Annotated in this window: 23 protein-coding genes; 9 read left to right on the top strand and 14 right to left on the bottom strand. The window is 64.5% G+C overall.

The window, feature by feature from the left end:
- The coding region (locus LH475_RS03775; RefSeq protein ID WP_297412905.1) for an HNH endonuclease signature motif containing protein at window positions 1-389 on the top strand (389 nt) is incomplete at its 5' end.
- A 100-nt stretch (window positions 390-489) separates the two neighbouring features.
- Here LH475_RS03775 and menD read toward each other — a convergent pair.
- Together menD and LH475_RS03785 are read right to left on the bottom strand one after the other, a co-directional pair.
- Window positions 490-2,202 (bottom strand): 2-succinyl-5-enolpyruvyl-6-hydroxy-3-cyclohexene-1-carboxylic-acid synthase, encoded by a 1,713-nt coding sequence (gene menD, locus LH475_RS03780; protein ID WP_196842777.1) that lies wholly within the window; start codon window positions 2,200-2,202, stop codon window positions 490-492.
- The gene (locus LH475_RS03785; protein WP_196842778.1) at window positions 2,195-2,641 is read right to left on the bottom strand and encodes a PLD nuclease N-terminal domain-containing protein; all 447 of its coding nucleotides are present in this window, start codon (window positions 2,639-2,641) and stop codon (window positions 2,195-2,197) included. Before LH475_RS03785 ends, menD begins: the two co-directional genes overlap by 8 nt.
- A 72-nt stretch (window positions 2,642-2,713) precedes the next feature.
- On the opposite strand from LH475_RS03785, the gene LH475_RS03790 reads away from it, so the two are divergent.
- Window positions 2,714-3,052: a DUF4229 domain-containing protein gene (locus LH475_RS03790; RefSeq protein WP_196842779.1), complete on the top strand. Its 339-nt coding sequence runs from the start codon at window positions 2,714-2,716 to the stop codon at window positions 3,050-3,052.
- On the opposite strand, the gene LH475_RS03795 is transcribed toward LH475_RS03790, so the two are convergent.
- The 3 genes from LH475_RS03795 to LH475_RS03805 form a co-directional block, all read right to left on the bottom strand.
- Window positions 3,026-3,883: a 1,4-dihydroxy-2-naphthoate polyprenyltransferase gene (locus LH475_RS03795; RefSeq protein ID WP_297412949.1), complete on the bottom strand. Its 858-nt coding sequence runs from the start codon at window positions 3,881-3,883 to the stop codon at window positions 3,026-3,028. The genes LH475_RS03790 and LH475_RS03795 overlap by 27 nt on opposite strands.
- A 137-nt stretch (window positions 3,884-4,020) precedes the next feature.
- Window positions 4,021-5,190, bottom strand: coding sequence for an AMP-binding protein (locus tag LH475_RS03800; protein WP_297412906.1), 1,170 nt, complete (start codon window positions 5,188-5,190; stop codon window positions 4,021-4,023).
- A gap of 23 nt (window positions 5,191-5,213) precedes the next feature.
- Window positions 5,214-6,125: a 1,4-dihydroxy-2-naphthoyl-CoA synthase gene (locus LH475_RS03805; RefSeq protein WP_196842780.1), complete on the bottom strand. Its 912-nt coding sequence runs from the start codon at window positions 6,123-6,125 to the stop codon at window positions 5,214-5,216.
- Between the two features lie 219 nt (window positions 6,126-6,344).
- Here LH475_RS03805 and LH475_RS03810 point away from each other — a divergent pair, with 219 nt between their 5' ends.
- From LH475_RS03810 to LH475_RS03825, 4 genes are read left to right on the top strand one after another with little or no spacing between them, the layout of a single operon-like run.
- Complete coding sequence (locus LH475_RS03810) at window positions 6,345-7,328, top strand: sigma-70 family RNA polymerase sigma factor (protein WP_196842781.1); 984 nt, start codon at window positions 6,345-6,347, stop codon at window positions 7,326-7,328.
- A gap of 34 nt (window positions 7,329-7,362) precedes the next feature.
- On the top strand, window positions 7,363-7,698 hold the full coding sequence (locus LH475_RS03815; RefSeq protein WP_196842782.1) for an ATP-dependent DNA ligase: 336 nt from the start codon (window positions 7,363-7,365) through the stop codon (window positions 7,696-7,698).
- Window positions 7,695-7,949, top strand: coding sequence for a hypothetical protein (locus LH475_RS03820; protein WP_196842783.1), 255 nt, complete (start codon window positions 7,695-7,697; stop codon window positions 7,947-7,949). The genes LH475_RS03815 and LH475_RS03820 overlap by 4 nt, the downstream gene beginning before the upstream one ends.
- Before the next feature lie 48 nt (window positions 7,950-7,997).
- Window positions 7,998-8,984 carry an o-succinylbenzoate synthase gene (locus tag LH475_RS03825; protein ID WP_196842784.1) on the top strand — a complete coding sequence of 329 codons (987 nt, stop codon included), beginning with the start codon at window positions 7,998-8,000 and terminating at the stop codon, window positions 8,982-8,984.
- Between the two features lie 37 nt (window positions 8,985-9,021).
- On the opposite strand, the gene ccsB is transcribed toward LH475_RS03825, so the two are convergent.
- From ccsB to LH475_RS03850, 5 genes are all read right to left on the bottom strand, one after another.
- Entirely contained in the window at window positions 9,022-10,032 is a 1,011-nt protein-coding gene (gene ccsB, locus LH475_RS03830) for a c-type cytochrome biogenesis protein CcsB (protein ID WP_196843032.1), read from the bottom strand.
- A gap of 69 nt (window positions 10,033-10,101) precedes the next feature.
- Window positions 10,102-11,778 carry a cytochrome c biogenesis protein ResB gene (locus LH475_RS03835; RefSeq protein WP_196842785.1) on the bottom strand — a complete coding sequence of 559 codons (1,677 nt, stop codon included), beginning with the start codon at window positions 11,776-11,778 and terminating at the stop codon, window positions 10,102-10,104.
- Window positions 11,762-12,523: a cytochrome c biogenesis protein CcdA gene (locus tag LH475_RS03840; protein ID WP_196842786.1), complete on the bottom strand. Its 762-nt coding sequence runs from the start codon at window positions 12,521-12,523 to the stop codon at window positions 11,762-11,764. The genes LH475_RS03835 and LH475_RS03840 overlap by 17 nt, the downstream gene beginning before the upstream one ends.
- Complete coding sequence (locus tag LH475_RS03845) at window positions 12,520-13,140, bottom strand: TlpA disulfide reductase family protein (protein ID WP_196842787.1); 621 nt, start codon at window positions 13,138-13,140, stop codon at window positions 12,520-12,522. Before LH475_RS03845 ends, LH475_RS03840 begins: the two co-directional genes overlap by 4 nt.
- Window positions 13,137-13,781, bottom strand: a complete 645-nt coding sequence (locus LH475_RS03850; protein ID WP_196842788.1) for a histidine phosphatase family protein — start codon at window positions 13,779-13,781, stop codon at window positions 13,137-13,139. Before LH475_RS03850 ends, LH475_RS03845 begins: the two co-directional genes overlap by 4 nt.
- A 77-nt stretch (window positions 13,782-13,858) precedes the next feature.
- On the opposite strand from LH475_RS03850, the gene aspS reads away from it, so the two are divergent.
- Window positions 13,859-15,187, top strand: a complete 1,329-nt coding sequence (gene aspS, locus LH475_RS03855; RefSeq protein ID WP_196842789.1) for an aspartate--tRNA(Asn) ligase — start codon at window positions 13,859-13,861, stop codon at window positions 15,185-15,187.
- 98 nt (window positions 15,188-15,285) lie between these two features.
- On the opposite strand, the gene LH475_RS03860 is transcribed toward aspS, so the two are convergent.
- The 4 genes from LH475_RS03860 to LH475_RS03875 form a co-directional block, all read right to left on the bottom strand.
- A complete protein-coding gene (locus tag LH475_RS03860; RefSeq protein ID WP_196842790.1) occupies window positions 15,286-15,585 on the bottom strand; it encodes a Dabb family protein in 300 nt (99 codons plus the stop codon).
- Window positions 15,582-15,851, bottom strand: coding sequence for a glutaredoxin family protein (locus tag LH475_RS03865; RefSeq protein ID WP_196842791.1), 270 nt, complete (start codon window positions 15,849-15,851; stop codon window positions 15,582-15,584). Before LH475_RS03865 ends, LH475_RS03860 begins: the two co-directional genes overlap by 4 nt.
- Before the next feature lie 104 nt (window positions 15,852-15,955).
- Window positions 15,956-16,054 carry an AURKAIP1/COX24 domain-containing protein gene (locus LH475_RS03870; RefSeq protein ID WP_003792170.1) on the bottom strand — a complete coding sequence of 33 codons (99 nt, stop codon included), beginning with the start codon at window positions 16,052-16,054 and terminating at the stop codon, window positions 15,956-15,958.
- 129 nt (window positions 16,055-16,183) lie between these two features.
- Window positions 16,184-16,630: a metalloregulator ArsR/SmtB family transcription factor gene (locus LH475_RS03875; RefSeq protein ID WP_297412907.1), complete on the bottom strand. Its 447-nt coding sequence runs from the start codon at window positions 16,628-16,630 to the stop codon at window positions 16,184-16,186.
- Window positions 16,631-16,748: 118 nt separating this feature from the next.
- On the opposite strand from LH475_RS03875, the gene LH475_RS03880 reads away from it, so the two are divergent.
- Window positions 16,749-18,149: a potassium transporter TrkG gene (locus LH475_RS03880; RefSeq protein ID WP_196843033.1), complete on the top strand. Its 1,401-nt coding sequence runs from the start codon at window positions 16,749-16,751 to the stop codon at window positions 18,147-18,149.
- Window positions 18,142-18,813 (top strand): TrkA family potassium uptake protein, encoded by a 672-nt coding sequence (locus LH475_RS03885; protein ID WP_196842793.1) that lies wholly within the window; start codon window positions 18,142-18,144, stop codon window positions 18,811-18,813. The genes LH475_RS03880 and LH475_RS03885 overlap by 8 nt, the downstream gene beginning before the upstream one ends.
- Window positions 18,814-18,856 lie beyond the last annotated feature (43 nt).

Raw genomic sequence — 18,856 nt, forward strand, 5'->3', positions numbered from 1 at the left:
CCGGCGGCACCCAACACGTCCTCGTCGGTGAAAACGGCGACGCGCTCTACCTCGGCGACAAAAGCCGCTGCTTCAGCCCGAAGCAACGCGCGGCCATCGCCGCCCGCGACGAAGGCTGCATCATCCCCGGCTGCACCATCCCCGCCCGCTGGTGCGAAATCCACCACATCATCCCCTGGCAACACGGCGGCCCCACCAACATCGACAACGGCACCCTGCTCTGCTGGTACCACCACCACACCATCAACAGCAACGGCTGGAAAATCCGCACAACCAACGGAAGACCCCAACTCCTCGGCCCCCTCCTCTGGGACCCCACCCAAACCTGGCGACCCGCCCACAGCCACCGCGCCAACACCCCCAGCCCAAAACCCCACTGGCGCACCTAGAACGCCTGATCCGCCTGAATTTCGTGATTTGCCGTGATTCAGTTACTGTCTGCGACCGGCGCTGGTGAAAGAGTCGCTGCTGAAACGGGCCGTGGCGAAGCTAGCGAACGAGCGGAACCTCGAGGATGGCGGGACGGGTAGGGGCGCCGGTGAGGGCGCGTTCGAGGTCGCTGCGGGTGGCGGCCATCTCGTAGTCCCAGCCATAGGCAGCGGCGAGCGCCTTGAGGTCCACGCTGCGCGGGGTGTAGAGCACCCGCTCCATCGCCTCGGCCGGAGCCGTCGCCGCAACCTCGAGGCCGTCGAAGATGCTGCCGCCACCGTCGACTCCGACGATGACCTGTAGTCGGGGTTGGGGTTCGCCGGGGGCGATCAGCAGCGAACCGACGTCGTGCAGAAAGGTCAGGTCGCCCATCAGAACCCGGGTCACACCGACCGAGCGCGGCTCCGGTTCAGCCTGGCTGGCCAGGGCCACACCGAGCGCGGTGGCGATGGTGCCGTCGATTCCGGCCAGGCCTCGATTAGCCAGCACGGGGATCTTCTTGCCGGGAACCCGTTTGTCGGCCTCGCGAATGAGCCGGGAGGCGCCGAGCACGAGCCGGTCGTGCGGCCACGACGCCCGCCAGACGGCGTCGACGAGCAGTGCCCGGGTCAGCGGCGCGCGCAACGCGGCCAATTCGGCGCGGGTGATGCCGCGTTTATCTATCGGCACCCGACCTTCGTCGGCCGCCGCCTCGGCTAGCGCCCGGCTGGTCATGATCCAGCGGCCCAGCCACGCTCGCCCGGCCGGCGTGCGGGCTGCCAGCGCGCACGAAGCATCCGCTCCGATCGAGCGGGTGAAGCCGCGCGCGGTGTGGCCCGGGTTGTACCATTCGAGTCCGGTCGGGGCGACCACGATGGTTTCCACCCCGTCTCGCTTGATGAGGGCCGGAATCTCCCGGCTGAGGGTGGGGTGGCCGAACACGATTACCCGTTCGACCTGGCCGCCGAGGTCGACCGCAGAGAGTAGCTCCCGGTAGTGCACGATCAGGTTGGGGCCGAATCGAGCGCCACTGGACACCTCGGCCAGCAGCGGCCAGCCACCGGCATGCGCCAGTTCTTCGGCTGCGGGCCCGGCGCCATCACCGGCGACGACGACCGTGCGCGGTCCCGGCGCGAGCAGCATGGCCGGCCCATCTGTTGACGTGGCCGGGGCAACACGGATAGCAGGTGTCGCGAAGGAGGACCCTGCAGGCAGCGCAGCCGACAGCGGCTCGCGAAATGCCAGGTTGAGTTGTGCCGGGCCGGGAGCAGTGGTGAACACGCCGGTCGCGGCATCCATCGCCTGACGGGCCAGCGCCACGGCGGTGCTGACCTCGTCGGGTTCGCCGACCGGTGCCGGAACGTCGAGGCACAGTCGAGTGGCGACCCCGAACAGGCCGGACTGCACGGTGGTCTGGTTCGAGCGGATACCGCGCAGCTCGGCCGGGCGGTCGGCGGTCAGCAGAATCATGGGCACCCCGGCGTGGTGCGCTTCGAGAACGGCAGGGTGCAGGTTGGCGACGGCGGTTCCCGAGGTCACCGCGACGAGGGCGGGAAGGCCGGTTTCGAGGGCGAGACCGACGCTGAGAAATCCGGCGCTCCGTTCGTCGGTGCGCACGTGCAAGCGGATGCTGCCGACCCGTTCCAACTCGGCCGCCGCCAACGCGAGGGCCTGCGAACGTGCTCCGGGGCACAGAACCAGGTCGCGCACCCCGAGCCGAACGAATTCGTTCAGGAGGGCTATGCTGAAATCGGTCGCCGGGCTGCTTCGGTTGCTGGTCGACCGCTCAGGCATCCCGACGGCCAGGCTGTTCGCCCTCGCCCGGTTCGTTCTTCTTCTTCTTCGTCGCCTCACCCGGTGTCGGATCGTTCTTGTCGAGGTCCGCGAGGTCCTGCTCCATCCGACGAATGCGTTCCTGCTGATCTTTCTCGTTGAACGGCCGGTTCTCGCCGCTGCCGGACTTCACGCTGCCGTCGCCTCTGAGACTACGCAGAAAATCAAGATCGTCATCTGGGGCGACCGATCGATACGACCGGGTAGTGGGGGCGGCACGGCCGTGGCCGACGAGCAGCCAGAGCAGCGGGCCGATTAACGGCACCAGAACGATGACGAAAATCCAGACCCAGCGCGGCAATCCGCGAATACGTTTGCGGTCGAACACGGCACAGTCCACGAGGGTGTAGACGGTGAGGATGACCAGGGCCAGTCCTAGTCCGATCAAGAGCTTGGGCATACCTAGATTGTAAGCCGCTTGACCGTGAGAGACATGTGCAGATCACCAGCCGGTGCATCCTAAGCTAGATTCATGAAATTCCTGCCTCCTTGGCTGTACTACTCCGTTCTGCGCGTGTTGATGTTTGCCGTTCCGCTGGCGATTCTGCTGTCCCTGGGATTCTGGCCGTGGGCATCTGCTGTCATCGCTGCCCTGGTTGGGCTGTGCCTGTCGTACCTCCTACTCGGCAAGTCACGCGAGAGTGTCGCCCGCGGCCTCTACAAAGCGCGGCACCCCGACAAGGAGCCGGTGAACCCCGATTCCGCGATCGAGGACTCGGCGCTTGATGCAGTTGACAGGCAGAGTGCAGTTGACAGGCAGAGTGCAGCTGACAGGCAGACCAACTCAGAACGCGAAAGCAAGTCCCAGTAGCAGGCCGTAAGCCAGCGCCGCCAGGCTCGTCAACTTGAGGGCGAGGATGAGTTCCTTTGCCGACGTCGCGGTGATCGTGATGAGGCAGGCTGGCAGGGCCAGCAGTAGCACGAAGAACGTAAAGATTCCCAGCGGATAGAACACGCTGAAGAAGCCGGTGATCACAAACGGCACCAGCAGAAAGACGCAGAACACGACCCGGGATGCCGTGCTGCCGATGCGTACCGAAAGGGTGCGCTTACCGGCGGCCTTATCGGGCACGATGTCGCGCAGGTTGTTGACCATGAGTACGGCGCTGGCGATCAGCCCCAGGGCGACACCGCCGAACACACTCTCGGTCGTGAAATCGCCGACCTGTACGTAGGTCGTGCCGGCGGTAGCCACGGGGCCGAAGAACACGAACACGAACACTTCACCGAGGCCCAGGTAGCCGTAGGGCTTCTTGCCACCGGTGTAGAACCACGCTGCGGCGAGGGCGACCACGCCAACGAGCAGCAACCACCAGTACTGGGTCAGGATAACGAGCGTCAGGCCGGCCATGGCGGCGAGGCCGAAGAAGACGAGGGCAACGCGCAGCACAGTGCGCGGGTTGGCGACACCGCCGCCGGTGAGCCGGGCCGGGCCGACGCGAAAGGCATCGGTGCCGCGAATGCCGTCGGAGTAGTCGTTGGCGTAGTTGACGCCGATCTGCAGCAACAGCGCCACGGCGAGCGCGAGGAGCGCGCGCACCGGATGGTAGACGCCGGGACCGCTCGCAACGATGGCCGCACCCGTGCCGAGCAGCACGGGCGCGACAGCGAGCGGCAGGGTGCGCAGGCGTGCGCCGGACACCCAGTCGGAGGCCGTGGCCGGTTTGACCTTGGCTGGTCCCTTGCGGGGTGGGCCGTTCTTGAAGGCCGGATGCCCGGACTTACCGTTGCCGCTGGTCTTGCTGCTCAGATCAACACCAGCCAGCTTCGCAGCGGGGTTCAATCGTTGTTGTTTGGGCCTGGTCGGCCGAGCTCCTTGTGCCACGCCCCCATGTTACTGGCCAGCGCTGCGCGGTCGGGCTTGCCCGAGGTCAGCAGCGGAATCTCTGCAACGCGAACGACACGCGCGGGCCTCGCCGCACGCCCGAGCATTGCCACAATGGATGCCATCAGATCCACCTCCGCACCTTCTCCCCCGGCCACCACGACGACCGGCACCTTTCCCCACTTCTCGTCGTCGCCGCCGATCACGACGGCCTGTTCGAACCCCGGATGGGACCGCACGATGTCTTCGACGGCATCGAGCGATACCTTCTCCCCACCCGAAATGATTACGTTGTCGGCCCGTCCGAGCACCGTGACCCGACCACTGTGCGGGTCGACCTCACCGAGGTCGCCGGTGCGATACCAGCGCACACCGTGCTCCACCAGAAAGCGGTCAGCGGTGCGCGCTTCATCGTCGAGGTAGCCCTCGGCGAGCACGGAACCCGACAGCTCCAGCTGCCCATCGACGACGCGCACGAGGGTGTCACCGATCGGAACACCGTTGTAGACGCAGCCGCCGGCGGTCTCCGACGACCCGTAGGTGCGCACGACCCGCACGTTGAGGGCTTCCGCCCGAGCGATGAGTTCGCCTCGAATCGCCTGCCCGCCGACCAAAATAGCGGTGAAGCGGCGCAGCACGGCCAACAGGGCCGGGTCATCCGCTGCGTCAATCAACCGGGCGAGCTGCACCGGAACGAGCGCGGTGTAACGCAGCGGCTCGGTCATGGTCTCGGCCAGCCGCCGAAAATTCTGCGGGTCGAAATGACCCGGCGGCAGCACGAGCGGGCTGGTCTCGGCGGCGATGGAACGCACGAGCACTTGCACCCCGGCGATGTAGTGCACGGGCAGGGCGAGCAGCCATTGTCCAGCCCCGCCGAGGGCAACCGTCGATGCCGCAGCACCGGCCAGTAAGGCGTTGGTCGCGAGCATGACCCGTTTGGGCACCCCAGCGGACCCCGACGTTTCGATCACAACGGCGACGCGCTTCGGCACGTCACCGACGAGCGGCTCCGCTGCGCCGGCCAGCACGGGCAGCAGGGCGGGCCCACTGCCCGCGAGCGCGTCGCGCACTGCGGCAAGAAAGTCGAGCGGATGCCCCGGCACGAGCACCCGCAGCGGCCTCACAACTCACCCCTGCGCGGCACGAGTCAGTACTGCCACGGGTACGGGGACCAGTCGGGTTCGCGTTTCTCCAGAAAGGAATCGCGGCCCTCGACGGCCTCATCGGTACCGTAGGCCAAACGAGTCGCCTCCCCAGCGAACACCTGCTGGCCAACCAGACCGTCGTCGACGGCGTTGAAGGCGAACTTGAGCATGCGAATAGCGGTGGGCGACTTGGTCAGAATCTCTCGAGCCCACTCCAGCGCGACCGTTTCCAGCTCAGCGTGCGGCACGACCGCGTTGATCGCGCCCATCTCGAGGGCGCGCTGGGCCGAATACTCCCGCGCCAGGAAGAACACTTCCCGGGCGGCCTTCTGGCCGACCTGGCGGGCGAAGTAGGCGCTGCCGTACCCCGCGTCAAACGACCCGACGTCGGCATCCGTTTGCTTGAATTTGCCGTGTTCGGCGCTCGCAATGCTCAGGTCGCACACGACGTGCAGCGAGTGCCCGCCGCCGGCCGCCCAGCCGGGAATAACGGCGATGACCACTTTGGGCATGAAACGGATGAGCCGCTGCACTTCCAAAATATGCAAGCGCCCGGCGCGGCCACGGTCGATGCCTGCTGCTGTCTCACCCTCGGCGTATTTGTAGCCGTCGCGGCCGCGAATACGTTGGTCGCCGCCGGAGCAGAACGCCCAGCCGCCGTCCTTGGCGCTCGGACCGTTTCCGGTGAGTAGCACCACACCGATCTTCGAGTTGGTGCGGGCGTCTTCGAGGGCCGCAAACAGCTCGTCGACCGTGCGGGGTCGAAAGGCGTTACGCACCTCGGGTCGATCGAACGCGATCCGGGCAATTCTGCCCGTCACATCGTGATGGTAGGTGAGGTCATCGAGGTACTCAAAGCCCGCAACGGCCTTCCACTGGCTCGCATCGAAGATTTCGGATACCTGTTCGCTCATGCCGTCAGCCTACGCGGAGCGAGAGGCCGTTTTGCAGCGTCGCAAACTCGTAATATCAAGGGTTGGAAGTCGAAATAACCTCATGTACTGTGAACCGAGCAAGAAGTCAATCCCTTGCCATCCACCCCATTCGGGGGTGTACTAATGACTTGAAAAGTATGGGGAGGTCGCCATGAAAATCACACACGGCATCAGCAACCACTGCGGGGGCACGTAACCATGACGACCACCGTTCAAGAGTCCCGCACTACAACGTCGTCACCTCGCCGCACCACGTCACCGGGCAATTACAACGCCGCTTCGACGGATGCCTTCGGCGACTACTTGCGCCGTATCGGCATGGGGAGCCTGCTCAACGCCGAGCAAGAGGTCGATCTGGCTCGCCGCATCGAAGTGGGGCTCTTCGCTGAGGCTCGACTGCTTCAAGATGGAAGCGCCACCGTGCGCGATCCGGTCGACGAGCGCGAGCTGGCCTGGCTCGTGCACGACGGGCGCCGCGCCAAGAACCAGTTCATCGAGGCCAACCTGCGTTTGGTCGTGAGCATTGCCAAGCACTATTCCGGCCGCGGAGTGCCAATCATGGACCTCGTGCAGGACGGCAATATGGGGTTGGTGCGCGCCGTCGAGAAGTACGACTTCATGACCGGGTACAAGTTCTCCACCTATGCGACCTGGTGGATTCGGCAAGCCATCCACCGTGGCATGGCCGACAAGTCACGCATGATCCGCATCCCGGTGCACACCGCCGAGAAGCTGAACAAGATCAAACGCATCCGACGCGACCTGACCAGCGTGCTCGACCGCGATCCCACGGCGCGCGAGATCGGCGAAGCGGCCCAGCTTCCGGTGCGCGATGTTCTGCGGCTGCTGCAATACGACAACGAGCCGATCTCCCTGCACACCCCGGTCGGCGACGGCGCCGGCGACATGGCGGAACTCATCATCGACGATGACCTTCCCCAGCCCGATGAGCACGCCACGCTGACCCTGCGGGCAGCGGATATCCGCTTTTTTCTCGACACGCTGCCGCCTCGGGAACGTTCCATTCTGCGGGCCCGGTTCGGCCTCGACGGCAACGAGCCACGCACCCTCGACCAGATCGCCCACATTGAAGGAGTGACCCGGGAGCGAGTGCGTCAAATCGAGAAGCGAGCCCTGGCGCTGCTGCACGTGCCGCGGCTGGAACACTACCTGAGGGACTGAACGCCGACCGATTGCACGCGAGCAGGAGCGAGAAATGGGAAAGCTGACCTACGACTCGACTCTCACTGCGGACTTCGACGATCGCGTGCTGGCCCACATTCAGGTCGTCATTGGCGCCAAGCTTCGGCGCGGGGAATCGTTCTACTTCACGTGGCGCGACGACCCGCAGGCCGGAGGCGGGCGCAGCACGATCTGGCTACACCCGGGTATTCCCCTTGCGTACAAGTATTTCGGCAGTCGCTCGCCCAAACTGAACCGCGAGTGGATCGAGGCGCTCATGGCTGCGGCCAATTCCTCCGGCGGATTGCAGATCATTCCGGAACCCTACTTCCCGGCCGCACATTCGAGTTCCGTGAAGGACGAACCATGAACCGCGTCGACATCGTCTACGGCGGCAAACCCTATTCACTCGGCGGCCGTTCCATTGAATCCATCCAGGTGGAGATCGACGGCGCCCTCGCCGCTGGTCTCGCCTACTGGTTGCGGGTGAACAGCGGTGAGGGCCGGTTTGAAGACGCCTACCTGCTCATCGCGCCCGGCATTCCCGTCGCCATGGTCAACGTCAAGCCGAACGGCTTCGACCACGGTAGCAACTCCGACGAGCTCTATGAGCAGGACTAGCCACAGGCTCTGGCTGTCTACCCAGCCGGAGGCTGGCACACTGGAACCATGATGCCCTCACTGGATGAGTTACTCGGTTCCGCGCACGTCGTCTCCCTGAAACTGTTCGACCGGTTTCGCGGCTTGGACAGTCGGGAAGCACTGGTGCTGGAAGGCCCCGAAGGCTGGACCGAGTTCTCGCCGTTCGTCGAGTACGACGACGCCGAGGCCGCCAACTGGCTGCGGGCCGCGATCGACTTCGGCTGGCAGAGTACGCCGCACGCGCTGCGCACGAGCATTCCGGTCAACGCCACGGTGCCGGCCGTGCCTGCACACAAGGTGGCGGAGGTGCTCGCACGTTTTCCCGGGTGCCGCACCGCCAAGGTGAAGGTGGCCGGCCCCGAGCAGACCTTGGCCGACGACGTCGCGCGGGTCGCTGAGGTGCGTCGTGTACTCGGCCCGGAGGGGCGCATTCGTATCGATGCCAACGGTCTGTGGAACGTCGACGAGGCCGAACACGCCATTCACGCGTTGAGCGCGTTCGACCTCGAGTACGTCGAACAGCCGTGCATGACGGTGCCCGAACTCGCCGAGATTCGCCACCGCACCACCTATCTGAGCGTTCCGATTGCCGCCGACGAGAGCGTGCGTAAGAGCGGCGACCCGCTCGCCGTGGCCCGGGCCGGTGCCGCCGACATTCTCGTGATCAAGGCTCAACCTCTCGGCGGTATCCGTGCCGCGTTGTCGATCATCGGCCAGACCGGTCTGCCGGTCGTGGTCTCCAGCGCCCTTGATACGTCGGTCGGGCTGTCGATGGGCGCTCACCTCGCGGCGTCCGTTCCGGGCCTGTACTTCGATTGCGGCCTCGGCACCGCCTCGCTGCTCGCCGACGATGTGACGAGCGAGCCACTTCTGCCGGTGAACGGTGCCGTTCCCGTGCGCCGGGTCGTGCCCGATTTGGCTCTGCTGCACCAGCGCGCGGCCAGCCCGGAGCGCCGAGACTGGTGGCTCGCCCGACTCGCGCGCACGCATGCATTGGTCGCCGCGGAGCAGTAGCGCCTATCAGCGACCTCCAGGCCGCGCAGTCGCTCCGTTAGAGGCCGGAGTAGGCGTGCAGGCCCTTGAAGAACACATTGACGACGCCGAAATTGAACATGACGGCAGAGAACCCGATGATCGCGAGCCAGGCCGATCGTGAGCCGCGCCAGCCGCGGGTCGCGCGGGCGTGGATGTAACCGGCGTAGATGACCCAGATAATGAAGGTCCACACCTCTTTGGTGTCCCAGCCCCAGTAGCGGCCCCAGGCTTGTTCGGCCCAGATCGAGCCGGCCATGAGCGTAAAAGTCCACAGAATGAAGCCGATGATGCTGATGCGGTAGGCCAGGTTCTCCAGTGTCGCCGACGACGGCAAGGTGGCCAGGAAGCGCAACCTCAGGGCGGATGCAACGGCCGAGCGCGGCGCGCTGGCGCCTGCAGGGTCGTCGAGCTCACTGTTTTCTCTACGGGACTGCAGCAGCTGCACGGTCGACAGCGCGAAGCCCAGCGCAAACATTCCAGTCGCCAGCGAGGCCACGAATACGTGAATGACCAGCCAAGCCGATTGCAGTGCCGGTGGCAGCGGGGCAACCTCGACGTAAAACTTCAGGGCGGCCACCCCGAGCAGAACGAGCACGAGACCAGTGACGAAGGTGCCGAGAAAGCGCAGGTCGGAACGGACCAGCACGATCAGGAACACCGTCATGATGAGCAAGGTGCCGGTCATGGCGAATTCGTACATGTTCGCCCACGGCACCCGATCGGCCGCGAAACCGCGCATGATCGTGGCCGCGAGGTGCACCGCCCAGGCCAGCACGGTCAGTGCGACTCCGACTCGCAGGCTGGACGACCGGCCGTACGGCAGGGCCGCATCGTTGTCGATGCGGGCGCTGATTCGCGACAGCACGGGCCGCTTCAGTGTGAGGGTGCTAGCGGCCGATGCTTCGAACCCGGCCGAGGGAGCAGTATCCATTTCGATCAGGTCGGCAGCCTGGATGGCGTCGACAGCACTCGAACGACGGGCTAGGTCGATAGCAAAAGCGATAAAGGCGAGGGCGTAGACGGCCATCGCTGAGTACAGTGCGTAGAGCGAGTACGTATTTAGCAGTGCGGAGTCAGTCAGATTCACTCTGTAAGCCTACGTCGATTCGGGGGTGGCTACGACGGGTTGGTGGGTTTTCAACAGTTTGAGGTGACGGTCGGCCAGAGCCGTGACGGCAGACTCGAGGGCGGCATCGTCGCCGCGAGCAAGGCCGGCGTATTCGAGGTGCACGGTTTTGTCGGGGCGGGTCGTGGCCTTCACCCAGAGTCGACGGCGTGGCACGAGGAGTCCGGTGAACAGGCCGAACAATACGAGCGTGGCGAAGCCGAAGAGCCAGATCTGTGTCGGATCGTGGTGAATGTCAAAGCTCGCAAATCGTGGAACCGACTTCGTGAAGTCTCCGACGGCCGACGCGGCCGGGTCATTGTCGACGAAGCTGACGGTGCCGAGGTCGCCCGGCAGCTTGGCCGATTCGCCGGGCTTGAGCTCGATCGAGTCGACGCCGGTTGTGCCGCCGGTCTGCTGTGTCAGGGTGTCGGTGGTGAGGGCATAAACGGATGTCGGTACGCCGGCATCCAGACCGAGATCACCGGTGTAGACGTTCAGTGTGAGCAGCGGGTATTCGAGGTCGGGATAGCTCGAGAAGTTCGCGCCGGACGCCGCTTTGTCCTGGGTCGGATAGAAGAAGCCGATCATGCCCAGCTGTTCAGCCAGGCCGTCGGGAACCTTCACGATACCGAGTGAGGTGAGATTGGCGTCCTGAGGCAGAAACGGCACCGAGTCGGAGAACACGACGGCGCCGTCCGGGGCCGTGACCTTAATGGTCGGCGCGTAACCATTGCCGAGCAGGTAGATGCTCGTGCCGTTTGTGCGCAACGGTCCGTTCACCTTCACGACGCCGGGCTCGGCAGCGTCACCCTTGGGGGTGACGGTCACGTCGGCGGTGAAGTCGATCGGCTGGCCGTAGGCCTGCAGGTTCCGTTGTTCGTAGGAGACCGAGAAGTCGTCCAGGCTCAGCGTGTACGGGTCGAGGGTGGTGTCATCGAAGAAACGCCCCGGGCTGAACGAGTCGTAGGCGAGCAGGGTATTCACAAAGGTCTGTCCTTCGACCAGCACGCGCTGGCCGGCAAAGCCGTAGCCGCCGCCGAAACCGACGGTGATCAAGATGCCGACGAGGGCACCGTGAAAGATGAGGTTGCCGGTCTCGCGCAGGTAGCCGCGCTCCGCCGAAACGGATGATTCGGTATCAGAATCAAAGCGAGCGACGCGGTAGCCGCTGGATTTCAGGAGGGTGCTGGCGTGCGTGATGGCGGCAGAGGCATCCGTTTGCGCGGGCGCCTCGCCCTCGGTGAAGCCGGACAGGCGGGCGAGGCGGACCGGTGTGGTCGGCGGCTTGGAACGCAGGGCCTGGAAGTGGTGTTTGGTGCGCGGAATGACGCAGCCGATGAGGGAGATGAACAGCAGCAGGTAGATCGCCGAGAACCAGGCCGAGGTGTAGACGTCGAAGGCCTGCAGCTTATCCAGCGTCGGCGCCAGGTCGGGGTGATCGGCGAAGTACTGGCTGACCCCGTTCGGGTCGGAGCTGCGTTGCGGCACGAGCGATCCGGGGATGGCCGCGATGGCGAGCATCAGCAGCAAAAACAGCGCGGTTCGCATGCTCGTGAGTTGACGCCAGAACCATCGCAGCCAGCCGATCAGGCCGAGCTTGGGCTGCACGACACCGGACGGGGGCGTCTGCGGGCGGGAATCGTAGTGGTCAGATGGCCGGGACAAAGTTGCCAATCACCCCTTGCAAATCGAGGAGCCAGGCGTTCCAGATACCGCTCACCATGAGTGCTCCGATGACGACGAGCAGAACGCCGCCGAACAGGTTGATGGCACGAATATGCCGTTTCAGGAATGCGACGGATCCGGTGGCCCAGTTGAGGCCGAGGGCGATCACCAGGAACGGAATTCCGAGGCCGAAGGAATAGAACAGCGCGAGCAGACCGCCCTGCCAGGGCGATCCGGTGCCGAGGCTGAGCGAGTTGATGGCGGTGAGGGTGGGCCCGGTGCACGGCGTCCAGCCCACCGCGAACACCGCACCGAGCAGGGGGGCGCCGGCCAGGCCCATTCTGGGGCGCCAATTGGTCTTGATGGTGCGTTGGAGGGCACCGAACTGGCCGACGAAGACCAGGCCGAGCAGAATGACCACGACGCCGGCGATGCGGGTGATCAGGTCACGGTAGGCGTTGAGCCAGAATCCGGCGGCGCCGAAGACCACGCCGGTGAGCACGAACACCACTGTGAAGCCGAGCACGAACAGGCCGACCCCGGCCAGGAGCCGGTTACGCCCGCGCCGGTCGCGATTGGAGGCGCCGGTGCGTCCGTCGGTGAAGCCGCCGATATAGGCGAGGTAGCCGGGTACGAGCGGCAGGATGCACGGGGAAGCGAACGACACCAACCCGGCGAGAAGTGCGATGGGAATAGCGAAGAGCAGCTGGCCGCTGAAGACGATCTCTCCGAAGGGATTGTTCACTCGATGGCGCCTTCGGCCTTCTCCGCGATTGTGTCGCGAATCAGGGTTTTCAGAATTGATGGCGAGGTGACCTGGCCCAGAATGCGCGCCGCGACCCGGCCCTCGGCGTCGAGCACGAGCGTGGTCGGCACCGCGTTCGGCGGAATACTGCCGCTGAACGCGAGCTGCATGGCTCCGGTATCAACGTCAAGCACCGAGGGGTAGGTCACGCTGTAGGTCTCGTTGAAGGCGATGGCGTTCGGAGCCTGGTCGCGCACGTTTACGCCGAGAAAGCTCGCGCCCTTATTCTCGAACTGCACGTTGATGCTCTGCAGATCGGATGCCTCGGCGCGGCACGGCGCACAGCTCGCGTACCAAAAGTTGACCACGAGAACTTCGCCGAGCGTATCGGCGCTCGTGACCGTCTCGCCCGTCTCCGTCACGCCCGAAAACTCGATGGCCTGGCCGCGGTCGGCGAGGGCGATCTCGGTGACGCTGCCGTCGCCGGCGATGAAGCCCTTGCTCGAGCCTTCCCGGTACTGATCTGCGAGCGGGTCAGAGGAGCAGCCCGAGAGCAGGAGGGCGCCGGCGGCCAGCCCGGCCAGCAGAGGGGCGAGACGGCGTTTGATCCGGTTCATACGGCACCCACATCATTGCTCGGGTCGAGAAGAGCCAGCGCCGGGCTGACGTAGGCGGTTTCGGCGAAGTGGTCGCCATGCCAGGAAAGCGTGGTGATGCTCGACAGGTCGCAGCGTCGTTTGCGCGGGTCATGGGCGAGGCGTTCATGGGCGAGGGCCCGGTGCACCATCCAGATCGGCAGCTGGTGGCTGACCAGAACGACGTCTCCCTCGGTGACCGAGTTCCAGGCGTCGTCGATCGCCGCCAACATGCGCGTGGCGACGGACGTGAACGGTTCGCCCCAGCTCGGCTTCAGGGGGTTGATCAGGGCCGGCCAGTTGCGGGGGTCGCGCAACGCGCCGTCAGGGCCGCCCATCCGCTTGCCTTCGAAGGCGTTGGTCGGTTCGATGATGCGTTCGTCGGTGTCGATCGACAGCACGAAGGCGGCGGCGATCGGAGTGGCCGACTCCTGCGCGCGCTGAAGAGGTGAGGCAATGACGCGCACGACTGCCCGACCGCGCTCGACCAGTTCCTCTGCGGCCGTTCCGGCCATGAGTGCGCCTCGCTCAGAGAGCCCATAGTTTGGCAGCCGTCCGTAGAGCACGCGTTCGGGGTTGAAAACCTCACCGTGACGCACGAGATGCACTTGACTAGCTACCACCTGACCAGTCTACGGAGGCCCCAGCCTAGAAACCGCCGTGAGAGCGGCCCCCGGGCGGCTCCGGCTAAACTCGACCTGTGACTTCGCGCGTATTGATCAAGAACCTGTCCGCTCTCGATGACGGCACCGTTTCGGTGTCCGGTTGGGTCGACACGGTGCGCGACCAGAAGAAGGTGCAATTCGTTGTGCTCCGCGACGAATCCGGCGCCGTGCAGCTGGTCAATCCGCGGACAACGGATGCCGATGGCGTCGTCGTCGCCGACGAGCCGGCCACGAGCATCTCGGGCCTCGCCCAGGGCACCTTCGTAACCGTCACCGGAGCGCTCAAGCACGACGAACGGGTCAAGCTGGGCGGCATCGAAATCAAGCTGGCCACCCTCTCTGTGGTGTCCGCCGCGATTCCCGAGACGCCGATCGCGCCCGACTCGAGCCTCGACAAGCGCATGGACTGGCGCTTTCTCGACCTGCGCAACCCCAAGCAGAACCTCATCTTCCGCATCCAGACCACGTTCGAGCACGCGCTGCGCACGTATTGGATCGAGCACGACTTCATCGAGCTGCACACCCCCAAGCTCATGGCGAGTGCGAGCGAGTCGCGCGCCGAACTGTTCGAAGTGGGCTATTTCGACACCAAGGCCTATCTCGCGCAGAGCCCGCAGTTCTTCAAACAGATGGCCCAGTCCGCCGGCTTCGGCAAGATCTTCGAGGTCGGGCCGGCGTTCCGCGCCGACCCCTCGTTCACGAGCCGTCACGCCACCGAGTTCACGAGCGTCGACTCCGAGATCAGCTGGATCAGCAGCCACGACGACGTCATGCAGCTGCACGAAGACCTCATGGTCGCCGGGTTCACCGCGGTCAAGGCCAAGCACGGCGACGAGGTCATGGCCCTGTTCGAGGTTGAGGTGAGCATTCCGAGCACACCGTTCCCACGCATCCCGCTGGCCGAGGCCAAGGAGATCGTCAAGAGCCGCGGCTACGAGGTTCCGCGCGACGACGACGACATGGACCCGGAGGGTGAGCGCCAGATCGCCGCCTATGTGGCCGAGAAGTTCGGGCACGAGTTCGTGTTCCTCACCGACTACGCCTCGAGCATCCGTCCGTTCTACCACATGCGGCACGAGGGCGACGCATCGATCACCAAGAGCTACGACCTCATTTTCAACGGCACCGAAATCTCCACCGGTGCCCAGCGCGAGCACCGCATTGAGGTGCTCGAAGCGCAGGCGATTGAGAAGGGTCTCGACCCGCAGGAGATCGAGGGCTACCTCGACTTCTTCCGCTACGGCGTGCCTTCGCACGGCGGCTTCGGCATGGGCCTGGCCCGTGTGTTGATGCTCATGCTGCACCAGGCGTCGATTCGCGAGGTCACCTACCTCTTCCGCGGCCCGACTCGCCTGGAGCCCTAGGCCTGGCCGGCCCGGGCTCGGCCCGGGCGTCGCCGAGCCGTGAGTTTGGGCCCGTTCTTCGCGGAAAATGGGCCGAAACTCACGGTTCGATGAGCGGTTTACACCTCGAGGTCCACCGCCAGGCGGTCCGCCACGACGGTGCGAATGAACGCGCCGACCTTTTCGTGCTCAGGGTGCTTCTGGTAGCGGTCGAGGGCCGCGAGGTCGTCGAAATCGGCGATCAGCGCGACGTCCCAGTTTTCGTTACCGACAACATCCGAGCCCACCGTCAAAGCACGAATCTCGGGAACGACGCCCACGAGGGCCTCGAGGCCGGTCACGATGCCGGCGGCATCATCGGCCTTCTTGCGCGGGGTGAGGGCGTTGAGCTTCCAGCAAACGATGTGACGAATGGTCATGAGACCTCCAGTAGGGCAGTGCGCAGGCGCACGGGATCGATGCGCCAGTAGTTGTGCACTTTGCCGTTGATGAGGAGCACCGGAATATCCTCCAGGTACAACTCGTGCAGTGCGGCGTCATCGAGAATGGAACGTTCCTCGAACGTGATCGTGGGGGCCGCCGCGTCGTCGGCGAGCTTGGCCACGACGCTGCCGACCAGGTCGCGTGCGTCGTCGCAGAGGTGGCAACCGGGCTTGCCGATCAGGGTCAGGTGTGCGGTAGGCATGGTTCCAGCCTAGGCCGACGGGCGCGGCACCCCGGCCGCCGGACAGCAAAAAGCGCCAGTCCCGAAGGGCTAGCGCTTTGCTCGAAGAACAGCTGAGTGTTGTTCTACTTCTTATTACGACGCTGGTGGCGAGTCTTGCGAAGCAGCTTGCGGTGCTTCTTCTTCGCCATACGCTTGCGTCGCTTCTTAATTACAGAACCCACACGGACCTCACAAGTATTGGTTTAGTCGCGGGAGCGACTGACACGAAAATACCATTCTATCGGACAAAACCGGCTCCAACTACTCAGTACCCGGATCGGGCGCTTCGCGAGCGGGCGAACGGGGTCGGTTTAGACGTTTCTCCGCCACTTTTTTGCGGTGGCATCTTTGACGACATGCGACATTTGCGAGGCGTCGGCGAAGGCCTTGCCGATGGCCGAAGCGAACGCCCGCTGTTCGTCTTTCAGACCGGCATCGGCCTCGTGATCGGCGTCCTTGACGGCCTGGTCGAAGTCGACGCTGAGGAACGGAATCAACCAATCCTCGATCTCTTCAAGCGGCGAATACTCCAGCCGGTAGAAGCGGTGCTGTCCGTCTTCACGCACGGTGACCAGGCCGGCTTCGCGCAACACCTTGAGGTGCTTGGACACGGTCGGCTGACTCAGCCCGAGGTGACCGACGATGTCGGACACGCTCAGTTCGCCACGGACTTCCCCGGAGGGAATGTATCGCTCTAAGAGGATGCGCAAGATGTCCCGTCGCGCTGAGTCCGCCACCACGGTAAAGATGTCTGCCATGACCTCAGGGTAGTCATTACGGTTGGGTAGTACCATGTCAAACTGTCCAGGGTCGCAGGTTAGTCAGGGGTTCTAGGTGCTGTCGAGAACCGGAACTGAACCATTTTTTCCGCGCCCGATGTCGATTCTGGTGCGCATTCGGGATGGCGTTGATTCGCTCGCCCACCAATCGCCATCGCGGTTCGCCATCCTCGTGTTCACCGCCCTCATCATGGTGTTCACCCTGCTGTTTTCGCTGCCGGTCGCCTCCGCCGACCGCACGATGACCCCGCTGCACGACGCCCTGTTCACCGCGGTCTCGGTCATCTGCGTCACCGGCCTCGCGACCGTCGATATGGCCACGCATTGGTCGACGTTCGGTGACATTCTGGTGTTCGTTGGCGTCAATATCGGCGGAATCGGCGTGTTGACGCTCGCGTCGCTCATGGGACTCGTCATCTCACGGCGGCTCGGGCTTCGCGCCAAATTGATGGCGGCGAGCGACTCCAACCCCTCGCGCATTCACGCCGGCCCGGTCAACGAGGGCCAGACCGTGCGGCTCGGCGAGGTCGGCAGCCTGCTGCTCACCGTCGCGATCAGCGCACTCGTCATCGAGGTCGGTGTCGCCGCCCTGCTTTTTCCCCGTATGCTGCAGGCCGGCGTAGCCCTGGGCGAAGCGCTGTGGCACAGCTTCTACTACAGCGCGATGGCCTTCACCAACACCGGCTTCAACCCGAACTCCGGCGGCCTGGACCAGTTCGCAAACGACTACTGGTTTCTCAGCGCGCTCATGATCGGTGTCTTTCTGGGCAGTCTCGGTTTTCCGGTGATCTACGCCTTCGCCCGCGGCTGGAGAAAGCCGCGCCGCTGGTCGGTGCACGTCAAACTCACCCTCGTCACAACGATCGCCCTCATGATCGTCGGCATGGTGCTGTACATCATTCTGGAATTCGACAATCCGAAGACCTTTGGGTCGCTCAATGCGGGCGACACCATCTTTCAATCGTTGTTCATGTCGGTGATGACCCGGTCGGGCGGCTTCGCGACGATCGAGATCAGCGACCTGAACGGATCCAGTCTGCTCCTCACCGACATGCTCATGTTTATTGGTGGCGGGTCGGCGTCGACCGCCGGCGGTATTAAAGTCACAACCCTGGCCATCCTCTTTCTCGCCGCGTTTGCTGAAGCGCGCGGCAAGCAGGAGATGGAGGCCTTCGGCCGACGTATTCCGAGCGACATTCTGCGCCTGTCGGTCAGCGTCGTGTTGTGGGGCGCGACTACCGTGGCTGTCGCGAGCATCCTCATTCTGCATATTTCGAAGCAACCGCTCGACGTCGTGCTGTTTGACGTGATCAGCGCGTTCGCGACCTGCGGCCTGTCAACCGGGCTCACCGCCGACCTGCCGCCGGAAGGCGTGTACGTGATGGCGGCGACGATGTTCATGGGCCGGGTTGGTACAGTGACTCTCGCGGCAGCACTGGCCGCGAGCCACAGCAGGCAACTGTTCAAACGCCCGGAAGAGAGACCCATCGTTGGTTGATCGCATCAAACACGATGCCCCCGTGCTCATCATCGGGCTCGGACGGTTCGGCGCGGCCACCGCTGGCCAGCTCGACCGACTGGGCCGCGAGGTACTCGTCGTCGACACGAGTGAGGTGCTCGTGTCGAAGTGGTCGGAGCGGGTGACGCATGCCGTTCAAGCGGATGGCCGTTCGCTTGAGGCCCTGCAGCAAATCGGCGCACAGGACTTCTCGATTGCCGTCTGCGCCGTCGGTTCATCGATTGAAGCCAGCGTGCTCATCGTCGCCAACCTGGTCGACTTGAAGATTCAGCAGATCTGGGCCAAGGCCATCTCCAAATCGCACGGTAAAATTCTTGAACGCATTGGTGCCAACCACGTCATCTACCCCGAGGCCGAGGCCGGCGAACGTGTCGCCCATCTGGTGTCGGGTCGCATGCTCGATTTCATCGAGTTCGACGACGATTTCGCCCTCGTGAAGATGATCCCGCCGAAGCCCATTCGCGGTCTCAACCTCGTCGATTCCGGGGTGCGCCGCAAGTACAACGTGACCGTCGTCGGCGTCAAGAGCCCCGGAAAACCGTTCACCTACGCGACCGCGGAGACCGTCGTCTCCAGCCACGACCTCATCATCGTGTCGGGCGCCGAGGCCGATATTGAACGGTTCGCAGCGCTCGGTTCCTGACGCTCCCCTATTCGGGGGAGACGACCGGCTATTCTCCTAGTAC

It is taken from the genome of Cryobacterium sp. (genome assembly GCF_026786305.1).
GTDB lineage: Bacteria > Actinomycetota > Actinomycetes > Actinomycetales > Microbacteriaceae > Cryobacterium.